This window comes from Leifsonia sp. AK011 (genome assembly GCF_013410945.1).
Lineage (GTDB): Bacteria > Actinomycetota > Actinomycetes > Actinomycetales > Microbacteriaceae > Rhodoglobus.
Map to the genome: position 1 here is coordinate 2,520,028 of NZ_JACCCH010000001.1, position 12,912 is coordinate 2,532,939.

13 protein-coding genes are annotated in these 12,912 nt (G+C 67.6%); 1 reads left to right on the forward strand and 12 read right to left on the reverse strand.

Annotated elements, in window-relative coordinates; genetic code table 11:
* Positions 1-31: 31 nt before the first annotated feature.
* Complete coding sequence (hydA, locus tag HDC94_RS12325; RefSeq protein WP_179497993.1) at positions 32-1,468, reverse strand: dihydropyrimidinase; 1,437 nt, start codon at positions 1,466-1,468, stop codon at positions 32-34.
* Between the two features lie 12 nt (positions 1,469-1,480).
* Complete coding sequence (locus HDC94_RS12330) at positions 1,481-2,329, reverse strand: nitrilase-related carbon-nitrogen hydrolase (RefSeq protein WP_179497995.1); 849 nt, start codon at positions 2,327-2,329, stop codon at positions 1,481-1,483.
* A 97-nt stretch (positions 2,330-2,426) separates the two neighbouring features.
* Here HDC94_RS12330 and HDC94_RS12335 point away from each other — a divergent pair, with 97 nt between their 5' ends.
* The gene (locus tag HDC94_RS12335; RefSeq protein ID WP_308495722.1) at positions 2,427-3,743 is read left to right on the forward strand and encodes an aminotransferase class I/II-fold pyridoxal phosphate-dependent enzyme; all 1,317 of its coding nucleotides are present in this window, start codon (positions 2,427-2,429) and stop codon (positions 3,741-3,743) included.
* 309 nt (positions 3,744-4,052) lie between these two features.
* Here HDC94_RS12335 and HDC94_RS12340 read toward each other — a convergent pair whose 3' ends face one another.
* The 10 genes from HDC94_RS12340 to HDC94_RS12385 form a co-directional block, all read right to left on the reverse strand.
* Entirely contained in the window at positions 4,053-6,278 is a 2,226-nt protein-coding gene (locus tag HDC94_RS12340) for a DUF3488 and transglutaminase-like domain-containing protein (RefSeq protein ID WP_179498000.1), read from the reverse strand.
* Positions 6,265-7,596 carry a DUF58 domain-containing protein gene (locus HDC94_RS12345; protein WP_179498002.1) on the reverse strand — a complete coding sequence of 444 codons (1,332 nt, stop codon included), beginning with the start codon at positions 7,594-7,596 and terminating at the stop codon, positions 6,265-6,267. The genes HDC94_RS12340 and HDC94_RS12345 overlap by 14 nt, the downstream gene beginning before the upstream one ends.
* Before the next feature lies 1 nt (position 7,597).
* Positions 7,598-8,569: a MoxR family ATPase gene (locus HDC94_RS12350; RefSeq protein WP_179499077.1), complete on the reverse strand. Its 972-nt coding sequence runs from the start codon at positions 8,567-8,569 to the stop codon at positions 7,598-7,600.
* 110 nt (positions 8,570-8,679) lie between these two features.
* Positions 8,680-9,255 carry a 2-phospho-L-lactate guanylyltransferase gene (gene cofC, locus HDC94_RS12355; protein WP_179498004.1) on the reverse strand — a complete coding sequence of 192 codons (576 nt, stop codon included), beginning with the start codon at positions 9,253-9,255 and terminating at the stop codon, positions 8,680-8,682.
* Between the two features lie 36 nt (positions 9,256-9,291).
* Positions 9,292-9,639: a PLD nuclease N-terminal domain-containing protein gene (locus tag HDC94_RS12360; RefSeq protein ID WP_179498006.1), complete on the reverse strand. Its 348-nt coding sequence runs from the start codon at positions 9,637-9,639 to the stop codon at positions 9,292-9,294.
* Positions 9,640-9,671: 32 nt separating this feature from the next.
* Complete coding sequence (locus tag HDC94_RS12365; protein ID WP_179498008.1) at positions 9,672-10,424, reverse strand: coenzyme F420-0:L-glutamate ligase; 753 nt, start codon at positions 10,422-10,424, stop codon at positions 9,672-9,674.
* Positions 10,425-10,451: 27 nt separating this feature from the next.
* Positions 10,452-11,165 carry a type I restriction enzyme HsdR N-terminal domain-containing protein gene (locus HDC94_RS12370; RefSeq protein WP_179498010.1) on the reverse strand — a complete coding sequence of 238 codons (714 nt, stop codon included), beginning with the start codon at positions 11,163-11,165 and terminating at the stop codon, positions 10,452-10,454.
* Positions 11,166-11,256: 91 nt separating this feature from the next.
* Complete coding sequence (locus HDC94_RS12375) at positions 11,257-11,889, reverse strand: MarC family protein (RefSeq protein ID WP_179498012.1); 633 nt, start codon at positions 11,887-11,889, stop codon at positions 11,257-11,259.
* 82 nt (positions 11,890-11,971) lie between these two features.
* Complete coding sequence (locus HDC94_RS12380) at positions 11,972-12,253, reverse strand: iron-sulfur cluster assembly accessory protein (RefSeq protein ID WP_179498014.1); 282 nt, start codon at positions 12,251-12,253, stop codon at positions 11,972-11,974.
* A gap of 138 nt (positions 12,254-12,391) precedes the next feature.
* Positions 12,392-12,892 (reverse strand): hypothetical protein, encoded by a 501-nt coding sequence (locus HDC94_RS12385; RefSeq protein WP_179498016.1) that lies wholly within the window; start codon positions 12,890-12,892, stop codon positions 12,392-12,394.
* Positions 12,893-12,912 lie beyond the last annotated feature (20 nt).

The window sequence follows — 12,912 nt, forward strand, 5'->3', positions numbered from 1 at the left end:
GCTCTCGCCCTTCGAGAGCCTCAGGGACCGACTAAATCAGGTACTGCGAGAGGCCGCGCTTGACGAACTGGCCGTCGCCCTTGGTGCCCAGGTACTGGTTGTCGTCGATGACGACCTTGCCGCGCGACAGCACGGTGTCGACGTGACCGTCGATCTCGTAGCCCTCCCACGCCGAGTAGTCCATGTTCATGTGATGGGTCTTGCCGACCCCGATGCTCGTGTGGCCGTTCGGGTCGTAGACGACGATGTCGGCGTCCGCGCCCGGCTGGATGACACCCTTCTTGCCGTAGAGCCCGAACATGCGGGCCGGCGTCGTCGACGTCACCTCCACCCAGCGCTCGAGCGTGAGCTGGCCGGTGACAACGCCCTGGTAGAGCAGGTCCATGCGGTGCTCGACCGAGCCGATGCCGTTGGGGATCTTACGGAAGTCGCCGAGCCCGAGATCCTTCTGACCCTTCATGCAGAACGGGCAGTGGTCGGTGGAGACCATCTGGATGTCGTTGGTGCGCAGCGACTGCCACATGTGGTGCTGGTGGCCCTCCTCCTTCGAGCGCAGCGGCGTCGAGCACACCCACTTCGCACCCTCGAAGGCACCCCACTCGTCACTGGATGCACCGAGCTGGTCCTCGAGCGACAGGTAGAGGTACTGCGGGCAGGTCTCGCCGAAGACGTTCTGCCCGTTGTCGCGGGCCCAGGCCAGCTGCTCGACGGCCTGCTTCGCGGAGACGTGCACGACGTAGAGCGGAGCTCCCGTGAGGTTGCCGAGCATGATCGCGCGGTGCGTGGCCTCCTCCTCCATCTGCCACGCGCGGGCGACACCGTGGAAGTACGGGTCGGTCTTGCCCTTCTCGATGAGCTGGGCGGCGAGCACGTCGATGACGGGCCCGTTCTCGGCGTGCATCATCGTCATGAGCCCGGTCTCGGCGGAGACCTGCATGGCCTTGAGTATCTGCGCGTCGTCCGAGTAGAAGACACCCGGGTAGGCCATGAAGAGTTTGAAGCTCGACACGCCCTCGTCGGGGAGTGCGCGCATCGCCTGCAGCGAGTCGTCGTTGACGTCACCGATGATCTGGTGGAACGCGTAGTCGATGGCGCAGTTGCCAGCGGCCTTCGCGTGCCAGGCGGCAAGCCCATCCATCACACGCCCCCCGTAGGTCTGCACCGCGAAGTCGATGATGGTCGTCGTGCCGCCCCACGCTGCTGCGCGGGTTCCGGTCTCGAACGTGTCGGACGCGAACGTGCCACCGAAGGGCAGCTCCATGTGCGTGTGGGCGTCGACGCCGCCGGGGATGACGTACTTTCCAGTCGCGTCGATGACCGTGTCGACGGATGCCGCGAGGTCGGTGCCGAGCAGCTGCGAGCCCGGCGCCAGAACGCCGACGATGACCTCGCCGTCGATGAGGACGTCTGCGAGTGAGCGGCCGGTGGCGGTCACGACGGTGCCGCCCGTGATCAGTGTGGTAGCCATCGTGTGCCTCCGTTACGGCTTGGGGATCGACGTGTAGGACTCCGGGCGACGGTCGCGGTAGAACTGCCAGTCGTCGCGCATCTGCTGGACCATGTCCATGTCGAGATCGCGGATCACGATCTCCTCGCTCTCGCCAGACCCCTTCTCGCCGACGAAGTTGCCACGCGGGTCGATGACCTGGCTCGTGCCGTAGAAGTCGACAGCGAGGTCACCGTATTCGTTGTCCTCGCGGCCGACGCGGTTGGGCTGGAGCACGAAGTACCCGTTGGCGACCGCGGCACACGGCCCCTCGACCTCCCACAGGCGATTGGAGAGACCGGGCTTGGTCGCGTTGGGGTTGAAGACCATGTGCGCGCCGTTCAACCCGAGCTCGCGCCATCCCTCGGGGAAGTGCCGGTCGTAGCAGATGTAGACGCCGATCTTGCCGACGGCGGTGTCGAAGACGGGGTAGCCGAGGTTTCCGGGGCGGAAGTAGAACTTCTCCCAGAAGCGGTCGAGGTGCGGGATGTGGTGCTTGCGGTACTTGCCGAGGATGGTGCCGTCCGCATCGACCACGACCGCGGTGTTGTAGTACACACCCGTGATGTCCTCCTCGTAGATCGGGAGGATCATCACGAGGTTGAGTTCCTTCGCGAGGGCCGCGAAGCGCTGCACGATGGGGCCGTCCGCCGGCTCGGCGTAGCGGTAGTACTTCTTGTCCTCCGTGATGCCGAAGTATGGCCCGTAGAAGAGTTCCTGGAAGCAGATGACCTGTGCGCCGTCGGCCGCGGCATCCCGCGCGAACTGCTCGTGCTTGTCGAGCATCGACTCCTTGTCACCGGTCCAGGTGGTCTGCGTGATGGCTGCGCGTACGACTGTCATGGGTGCTCTCCTTGCAACTGGCCTTTGTTATTCTGGAGCGTAAACATTTCTCGAACGTTACGCACTATGACGTCTGCGTAACACTACGGTGGTGGGCGTGAAGTCGGTAGCCCTCGGGATCGAAGAACCAACACCGCGCGGCATCGCGGCCGGAATCGCGCGGCTCATCACCTCAGGAGACCTCGCGCCTGGCGACCGTCTTCCGACCGTCAGGGCGCTCGCGGCCGAGCTCGGGGTGAGCCCCGCGACCGTGTCGCACGCGTGGCAGACGCTCGCCGCGGCTGGTCTCATCGTGACGAGGGGACGCAGCGGCAGCACCGTCCGTTCGGCGCCCCGCGAGTGGCTCCCCCTGCGGTACCGCGACCTCGAGGGTGAGACGGATGCCCGCCTCGACCTCTCACGCGGGACCCCAGACCCGGCGCTGCTGCCCAGGATCGCGCTGGATCGCATCGCCGCAATCACGGAGACCGAGAGCTACCAGCGGAAGCCCGACATCCCGGAACTCCATGACTTGCTGCGCGCGACCTGGCCCTCCCCCGTCGAGTCCATCACCGTGACCAACGGTGCCCTCGACGCGATCGATCGTGCACTCGCCACCCTCGTGCGCTTCGGCGACCGAGTGGTGATCGAGAGCCCCACCTTCCCGCCCTTCATCGACCTGCTCGAGCAGTACGGCCTGCAGGGTGTTCCGGTGTCGCTCGATGCCGAGGGGATGCGCCCGCAGGAGTTCTCGGCCGCGCTCAATTCGGCGCCCCGCGTGGTGCTGCTGCAGCCCAGGGCGCACAACCCGACGGGCGTGTCCATGACGGCCGCGCGGGCACAGAACCTTGCCGGCCTGCTCCGGCGCAGTCGCACGGCGGAGAACGCGGTCGTGATCGAGGACGACCACTCCGGCGCGATCTCGACGGCCCCCGATGTGACCCTCGCGACGTGGTTGCCCGATCGGGTGCTGCACGTCCGCAGCTTCTCCAAGACCCACGGACCCGATCTCAGGATCGGGGCGCTCGGCGGATCGCGCGACCTCGTCGACCGGATCGTCGCGCGGCGCCTGCTCGGCCCGGGCTGGACCTCGCGGATGGTGCAGGCCATCCTCCACGACCTGCTCACCGACGACGCCTCGGTAGGCACTGTCCTGGACGCCCGCGACGCCTACGCAGCCCGCCAGCGCGGGTTCAGCGGAGCGATGGAGAGCCAGGGCGTCCGGCTCTCCGCGGGAGATGGACTCAACGCGTGGTTGCCGGTCGCCGATGAACGCGCCGCGATGGTGAGTCTCGCGGCAGCTGGCATCCGCGTCGCTCCCGGCGCCCCGTTCCAGCTCGGCGCGGGCTCGCCCCACGTGCGCATCACCGTCGGGCTCGTGCACAGCGACGCTGACGAGATAGCGTCGGCCATCGCTGCGGCCTCCCGAGCCTGATCGAGCTACTGGCACGCGGCAGCCATTCGATTGGGCGATGCGGGGTTTCGATACGCCGGTCTTCGACCGGCTACTCAACCAACAGAAAAGGAGCAGGGCCGCCCCGCCACCACCAGCAGAAAGGGAGCGGGCTCGCCCCGCCTCCACCAGCAGAAGGAGCGGGCTTCGCCCGGAGCGGTGCGCTACCTGGGGGTTGAGTAGGCGGGCGAAGGCCGCCGTATCGAAACCTCACGGACGACCCGTCCAGCCGTCACCACTCACCCCACACAGATACGAAACCCGCCGAGGACTCGGCCGGGACGCCCAGTGCTACTGCCGGGCCGGCAGCCATTCGCGCACGAGGGAGAGTGGCACGACGGTTGCACCCAGCGAACGGGCCAATCCCGCCCGGCGCCGCAGGGAACGCAGCACCCGACGAAGGTCCGGAACCGAGGGCGCAGTGCCCTCCCGCGCGTACGCCTGCGACTCCAGGGAGGCGCGGAACCGGGCAAGGGATGCCGCGCCGTCGTCGTCCAGATGTGGTGCGAGCACGGACGCGAGTTGCTGTGGTGTGAGAGTGACATCGCCGGGGATTCCGAGGTCGTAGGCGATGTCGCGCAGTTCGTCCCACCCGTCGATCGCCGAACCCTGGCGCACTCGCGACAGGCGGCGAGTGCGCCGGGCCAACCGCACGAGCGCCGGGGATGCCAGCACCAGCAGCGCCAGGAACGCGCTGGCGATGGGCCACGGCGACCCTGTGGTGGTACCCGACGGTGACGTCGCCTGGTCGACGGGCGAGTCCACGGTGTCGTCGGGCACATCGGGAGCCGCGCTCGGCGTTGCCGTCGGGGTGGGTGCCGGAGCAGGGGGCGGCGGCACGGACTCGTCGACATCGGGGGTGGTGGGGTCATCCGCGTCGAGCGGGGCAAATGCGGGCGGGCTTCCACGCCCGGGCGTCGGCTCGAACCGCACCCAGCCGATGTTCCCGAAGTACAGCTCCGGCCACGCGTGCAGGTTGTCCGTCGATACCCGGTACGCGGTGGCCTCGCCGTTCTCCCCGGTCGGATAGGCATCGCCGGGAGTGAACCCGACAACGACGCGGGCGGGGATGCCGAGAGACCTGGCCATAGCTGCCATCGCCGACGAGAAGTGCACGCAATAACCGGACTTGACCTCGAGGAACGGGCCGAGGGCCTCGGCACCCGAGCCGTCGAACCCCTCCGCGACGGGAGTCTCCTCGGAATAGGTGAACTCGCCGCCCCTGAAGTACTCCTGCAGGGCGAGTGCCTTGTCGTAGTTGGACTCGGCGCCCGCGGTCACCTCGGTCGCGTCATCCCGAACGATCTGCGGTAGCTCGTTGGGGAGCTCGAGGTACTCGTCCATTCCCTGGAAGGGTCCGCTTCCGGACCCCGTCAGCTGCTGCACCGACGGCTGCGCCTGAACGCTGTCGACCTGGTAGGCCTGCCCCTCCGCGTTGGACCGCACGGCGCGCACGGTGAGCCCCTCCGGCTCCCAAGTCCACGTTCCCTCGAGTCCACGCACCGACTCGGCGGCGTACGGCACGGGGAGCCAGGTGCTCAGGATGCTCGCCACAGAGATCTGGGTCGTGAGCCTCTCGAGGGGAACACCGTCTCCGAGGCCCGGGGGCGGTCCCATCTGCTCGACGTCGGCGCCCGGTTCGGGCACCGTGGGAGCCCACGTCTGCCCGGAGAAGTCGGTGAGCACCGTCATCCTGAGGTACTCGCTCGTGCCGTCACTCGTGCGGTAGGTGAGTGCGACGGTCGGATTGCCCTGGCGGAGGTCATCGCCCAGGGTGATCATCGGGTTGATGCCCGAGGCGAAGCCGCCCCCGGCTCCCGAGGTGCTGTCGTTGCTGGGAGGCGTCACGGTCGGAAGCGCGAGCGGCGCGAGGAACGCCGCCACCACGGCGATGGCACCGACTCCGATCGCGGTCCTCGGCGTTGCTGATTGGGCCGCGATCATGGCGAGCCACAGTGCGCCGGCGAGCACGAACGGTGCAGGGTCGACGAACTCGGAGCGCACGAAGCTCGGTACGAGCAGGAGCACCAGCAGGGGCAGGCCCGCGAGCGCGGGAGCACGGAAGAGTTGCGCCAGGGCATCCATCAGAACCGCGACGACGGCGACACCGAGGCAGACGAGAAAGCGAATGCCCTCGGTCGCCTCTGCCGGCACGACCTGCGTCGCGATGTCCCGGTTGCCCGCCTGGTCCAGCGCCCGGAATGCCAGGAAGCTGTCCCACGTGGGCACGATGCCGAGGATCGCCGTGGATGCCACGAACATGAGCGTCATCGCCAGGATCGCCACGACCACGGCCGCCACGGTCCCCCACACCCGTCGCCGAGCGAACGACCGAACGACCGTCGCGCCGAGCACCACGAGCGCTGCCAGCACGACGCCCTGCAACCACCAGCCCGTGCCATCGAAGACAGGGTGGAGGCCCCAGAGGGCGATGCCGATCGCGGCAACGGTCAGGCCACTGGTGAGCCACCGGGTGCCCGGCGACAGGGGCGCGTTCGCCTGCTTACTCTCGGCCACGCGCACGTCCCGTCTCCACGACCACGGCTTCCCATACGGCGGCAGGATCATCGTCGGCCCGTACCGGAACCACGAGCCAACCCGCCTCCATGAACCGCTCCGCGATCGCGGTGGAGTCCTGACCGGCTGCGAAACCACGGTCGAGACGATCCATAGCGGTCAGGGCCTTCACGGGCATCGCAACGGCGAACTCGCCGGGGCGCCGCTGGGCGAGCATCCACTCGACGGTCTCCCTGGTCGGCGAGCTGAACAGCGCGATGACCGGGCCCTTGCCCGTCCGGCCGGGATGCTCCTTCTCCGGCTCGGTGAGCTCGAGCATGGCGAGCTGCGCGAGGAACTCATCATCACCCCAGGTGCGACGCTTGCTGTGGCCCCTGCCGTCGAGTTGCGCCTGCCCGGACTCGAGGATCGACACGAGGAAGCCAGAACGCCGAAGGTGCACCGCGCTCGAGGCGAGCATCTGCACAACCCACTCGAAGGCGAGACTCTCGACATCGAAGTCGCTCACATCCGCGGAGAGATCGCGGTAGCCGAGCTCCTGGGTGTCGACGAGGATGCGGGCCTCCGGAAAACTCCGCTGCTCCTCCTGGCGAACCATGAGATCGCCATGCCGGGCGGATGCTCGCCAGTGCACGCGTCGCATCGCGTCACCGCTGCGGTACTCGCGCGTCATGAGGTCGTCCTCATCGCCGGCCGCTCGGCGTTGGACGAGAGTTGCCTCACCGTCGCCGGCGGGAATCGTGAGTGCGGCGCTCGCGAGCGGAACGACCTCGGGCGTGACGATCAGGGGTTGGGGCTCACCGACCACCGCCGAACTCGTGGCGAGACCGAAGCCGTCGGTGATCGTGACCGCGAGCGGCCCGATCGAGAACACGCCGCGGAACGGGGGCACGATCTCGTAGCTCACCGTGGTCTGGCTGCGACCCCCGAACCCCTGGCCGCGCGCGTCGAGCGCCGGCAGGGCTGCCGGCGCTGTCGCGTGGGGGTACCAGGGCAGCGCGTCGCGCCACTGGCCGGCCATGCTGCGGCGGCCGGCCCTGTTGCTCACCGTGATGCTGACGGTCGCCGAGCCGCCCGCGGCGATGATCGCGGGAGTGAAGACGCGCGTGGCCTCGACCCGCGGGCGCCGCAGGATCACCGTGACCAGCGACAGGAGCGGGAGGGCGAGGAGGAGGCATCCGACGAAGAGGAAGACCTCGCGACCTCCCACGTACGCTACGAAGAGGGCCGTCGCCGCCGACACGAGGAACCACCAGCCCCGCCGGGTCAGGCGCGTGCCGCCAGCGCGGGCTGCGGAACGATGTCGGAGGCCCGCCATCCTAATTCGGGGCCGGTGACCCGAGCGGAACGGGAGTCTCGGCGGTGATCCTGGTCAGGATGTCGGCGGTGTCCGCCCCGGACACGAGCGAGTTGCCCGCAACCCGGCGGGCTGCCACGACCCGGTGCCCGAACACCGGCACCACGAGCGCGTTGATGTCGTCTGGCAACACGAACTCGCGGCCGCTGAGAGCCGCCCGCGCCTTCGCTGCGCGGATGAGCTGGAGTGTGGCGCGCGGGCTCGCTCCGAGTCGCAGGTCGCGATCGGTGCGTGTGGCCTGCGAGATCGCCACGGCGTACTCCTCGACGGGCCGACTGGCGAAAACACTGCGCGCGGTGGCGATCATGCTCGCGAGCTCCCGCCCCGACACGACCGGCGTGATCGCGTCCAGCGGGCTCGAGGTGTCGCGGCTTCGCAGCATCTCGAGTTCGGCCGAGGCATCCGGGTATCCCATGGAGATACGGGCCATGAAGCGGTCGCGCTGGGCCTCCGGGAGCGGGTACGTGCCCTCCATCTCGATCGGGTTCTGCGTCGCCACGACGATGAAGGGTGTCGCGAGAAGGTAGGTGCGACCGTCGACGGTGACCTGGCGTTCCTCCATGCTCTCGAGGAGGGCCGACTGGGTCTTGGGGCTCGCGCGGTTGATCTCGTCGCCGATGACGATGTTCGCGAAGATGGGGCCTGGCTTGAACTCGAACTGCCGGTCGGACTGGTTGTAGACGGAGATGCCCGTGATGTCGGCCGGCAGCAGGTCGGGCGTGAACTGGATGCGACTGACCGAACAGTCCACGGAGCGGGCCATCGCCCGTGCGAGCATCGTCTTGCCGACACCGGGCACGTCCTCGATGAGGAGGTGGCCCTCCGCGAGGAGCACCGTGAGAGCCATCTCCACCGCCTCGCGCTTGCCATCGATGACGGTCTGGATGGAGCGCAGGATCGCGGCGCTGCGAGCGTAGAAGTCCTCGCGCGGCATGGCCTGCGACTCAGCGGTGAGATCGGTTCGAGTGTCGTCCACCTCTTCACTCTTTCACAGGGACCCGTGCGCGGACCCTGTGAGTTCGCCCCCAGCGTGCGGTGGTCCGGCTAGAACTGCGGCTTACCGAGGAAGTCGCGGGTGCGCTGGCCGAGCCGCAACCCATCGAGGTGGTCGGGCACATCGATGTCCCGCGTGAGACCGGGCCAGGGGCCGGTCAGCTCCGTGTAGCCGTTCGCGAGGTGCGCCGCGCGCGAGTCGACGCCGAACGCGAGTCGGTGACGCTCCCCCGCGAGGGCGGTCACGAGTGCCGTGCCGGATCCGTCGTGGTCGGCCACCATAGCGAGCGGATGTGCGGTCGCATCCATCAATGCGGCGCGAAGTTCCTCCGGCAGCAGCGCGGGGTGATCGCCGAGCAGCACCGCAGTGTTGCCGCTCGTCTCCGCGAGGCCCTGCTCGATCGCCTCGTTCAGGTCGGTTCCGCGTTCCTGAACCACCCGCGCCCCGAGCGACTGGAATTCTGCCCCTTCGACGGTGACGACGATCACGGGTGCGACGGCGAGCGCGGCCTCCACGGTGTCCAGCGCCATGGCGAGCGCGAGATCTCGGTGATCACCCGGCCCGAACCGGGACTTGGATGCCACGGCGGCACCCTTCACGGGAATCACGATCGTCCAGTCCTGCACCGGACGAGTCTGCCACGGCACTACGGCGGGACGGGCCTACTCGCCCTTCAGGTCGCGCAGCTCGCGCTCGAGCCGACGGATGCGCGCCTCGTTCTCGTGCCGCTGGATCTCGGCCTCCACCGCCGCGTCGATCTCCTCCTCGCTGAGGGGTTCGGCGATCCGGCTCGCCCGGTACGGCTGCGAGGCGACCGGGCGGGAGGGGCGTGTCCAGTACTCACGACCGATCGTCCACCAGAGCAGCGTTCCCACGAGTGGGACGAGAAGGATGATGATCACCCAGAAGACCTTGTCGAGGTGACGCACGCGGGAGGAGTCGATCTTGATCGCGTCGACGAGGGTGAAGATCGTGACCGCGAGGATTGCGACCGTGAGAAGCACCTGCATGCGTCGATGGTACCCACGGCTGGCGCAGGCCTCTAGGTGCGAGCCTCGAGCCCGGCGCGGTAGCCCTCGTCCCACGCTTCGGCCGTGCCGAGACGGAACATGTCGTCCGACGCGGAGCGGATGATCGCGCGGGCACCGGGCAGGTCGAGCGGCCCGACGAGTTCGGCGAGCCCCCGCACGACGGCAACCGGCCTCCCGGACGTCTTGCCCTTAACGAGGTCGGCGGCGGCAGCGATCTCGTCCGCGACCGCTGCGATCGTGGCATCCAGTCGCCTGCCGCCGGTGTCGGTGGTGCCGCGGAGGTCGTGCAGCACGCGGATGCCCGCCGCCCCGATTGCGACATCCGTCTGGCCTTCGCGCCAGGGTCGCCCCAGGGTGTCCGTCACGATGACGCCGAGGTCGACACCGAATCGTGTGCGCAGGGCCTCCGCAATGGCTCTGGCCGAGGCATCCGGGTCCTCGGGGAGCAGCAGCACCGTGCCGTCGGGCGCGTTGGATGCGTCAACGCCCGCGGCCGCGAGCACGAGTCCGTGCCGCGTCTCGACGATGCGCGTGACCCCGCCGGGGTGCTCGCGTGTGGCAACCACGCGCACAGTCTCCGAGTCGATGGCGGCCTCACGGTCGTCGGCGCGCACGATGCGGCCCTCGGCCTTGCTGACGATCTTGGACGTGACCACGAGGATGTCACCGGCCTCGAGCTCACCGGCGGCATCGCCGATCATCGTGGCCAAATCATCGCCGGGCTGGATTTCAGGCAACCCGTCGAGCGCGAACACGGAGAGCATGCCTCCAGCGTAGGCGCGCACCCTAGGTCAATCGGCCAAGCCTGGTTTCAACACCTCGGATCGAACAATTACGGCAAGGTCGTCGACGTCGGCATTGAATTTCGTCGTCGTACGAATCTCTCTTCGCACGGCATCAAGGACTGTTGTCGAGAGAAGTGCCCGCGCAACTGCCGCGGGCGACGTGGCCGCTCGGCGGCGCCACTCCTCTGCGATCGCGTTCTTCCTCAACGCATCGCGATGTATGTAGAAAAGCTTGTCCGTCTTGCGCGCCGGAGACTCATCACCAAGAAGGTCGACTTCGAAGAGGAGCTCAGTCTGGACCTGCCTGCCGGTCGCGGCCGTCACGTGGTACACCTGCCAGTGCTGGCCGTTGGTCAGGATGAGCCATTCGAGACCTTCCTTCACGGCGTAGGTCTCGACCTGACGTAGGTGCTTCTGGCTGAGCTGCTGTGCCGCGCGCTTCACCTCGATAAAGGCGGTCAACTGCTTATTGATCCGCACTCCATAGTCGGCGAATTCGTACCGTACGGCGTATTCGGTTGTCAGGTCCTCGAACTTGTCGTATCCGAGAGCCTCACAGAGGAAGTCGGTGATGAGGAGCCTTGTATCACCCTCGTTGGCATCCCTGCTGACGAGGTCAGCGAGGGGCTTGGAGAACCGGCGGATTCCCGTCTTGATCGACGAGCGCGCATTCTCCTCCCACACCGGAAGTCGGCTTTTGGATGCAGTTTCTTCCGCCACGGTTTCTCCCTTGAAACGGTCAGCTTTGGCGAATCCTATTCGCGAATCGCGCGATAGTCTCCTTTGTCGCGGGCGCGCCGCAACTCGCGCCTCAGCTGCTCGTCGCGACCCACTCGGGGAAGGCATGCCCGAGTGCCGAGAGGATCGACTGCACCGCGATCGCGAGCAGGAGGAGCCCGAAGACGCGCGTGAGCACACTCATGCCCGCCGGGCCGAGGAGCTTCTGAACGTAGGGGCCGAAGTAGTAGATCACCGAGACGAGCAGCCCCACGACGACCACGACAGCGCCGCCAGCCACGTAGTCGAGCACCGAGGTGTAACTGTGGGCGAAGGTGATCGCGAGGGCTATCGCTCCGGGGCCGGCGACGAGCGGGATGGCGAGGGGCACGACCACGGGCGACGCTTCGGATCCGTTGGAGGCGACGGGACTCTGCCGGTCGAGCAGCATCGCCCAGCCGATCATGGCGACGAGGAGGTTTCCCGCGATCTTGAAGGCAGTGATGTCGATGCCGAATGCCTTCAGCACGAATGTGCCCGCGACGAGTGAGATCAGGAGCACAACGATCACGGCGAAGCCCACCAGCATCCCGGTCCGGCGTTGCTGTTGGGGCGTCATCGCCTTCGTGATCTCGAGGAAGACGGGCAGGGTGCCGATCGGGTTCGCGATGGTGAACAGCGCGACAGCGGCCGTGATCAGCGTGGGTGCGGAGATGGGGTCGTTCACGCGCACAACAGTAGCGGCAGGCGAGGAACGAGAACGGGGCCCGGTGGCAGATGCCACCGGGCCCCGAAAACTTGGTCGAGCGTCAGCCCTGGTTGACGAGCGCGAAACTGACCGCACCCGTCTCGGCGACTTCGGCGTCCAGCGTCTTGTCCCCGAGCGCGGCGGATGCCGTGGGCTCCAGGAACACGCGGGCGCCATGCGACTCCACCAGTTCGTCGCCGGGCTCGGGGGCCGAGACGACGGCGATCGAGAAGTCGCGCTCATTCGCTCCGGGAGCGATGCGAAGCGCCCCATCGGTCGAATTGGGATCACGGTCGATGATCGACTTGACGACCGTGGAGGCTGTTTCAGTGAGGGTGAGCATGTGCTTCCTTTCCTTATGCAGCGAGAGCGGCACACGAGGTGCACCGCGGCAAGCCGGTGCAGTGTGCCCCGACGAGTCAGCCACGATTCCAAAGGTCGCGCGAAGCATCAACCCCCTTGCGGGATACGGCGACGGATGTTACGGGGCGACGGCCTCGGACTGCTCCCGCTCCAGCTTCCGGGTCAACCGCAGCACGATGATGAGCGGGATGATGCCGAAGATTCCGAAGGACATGTCGATGAGCATCCACCCCCACGGGAGGCCGCGAATGGTCCCCGCGATGAGGGCCAGTGGGATCACGGCGATGCACGCGATCATGCCCCACTGGATGACCCACACGTTGCGAACCGGGTCACGGAACGGGCCGATGAACGCGATCGCGATCACGAGGTGCGCGAAGGCGAGCCAGTCGGTTCCGTAGGCGATCCACGGGTAGCTCGCGTAGGTATCCGTGAGTCCGTATCGCACCACCTCGATCCACTCGACGAGCCACGGAAACCACTCGGCGATCGGCGTCGCGTGCAGGATGCTCGACCCCAGCGTCACCTCGGCTTCGAGCGGGAACGCAGTCACCCCGCTGACCACCAGTGCCACGATGAAGAAGATCAACCACGCGCGAATCCAGGTGAGGGTAGCCACAGACGTGAGTGTACTTCGCT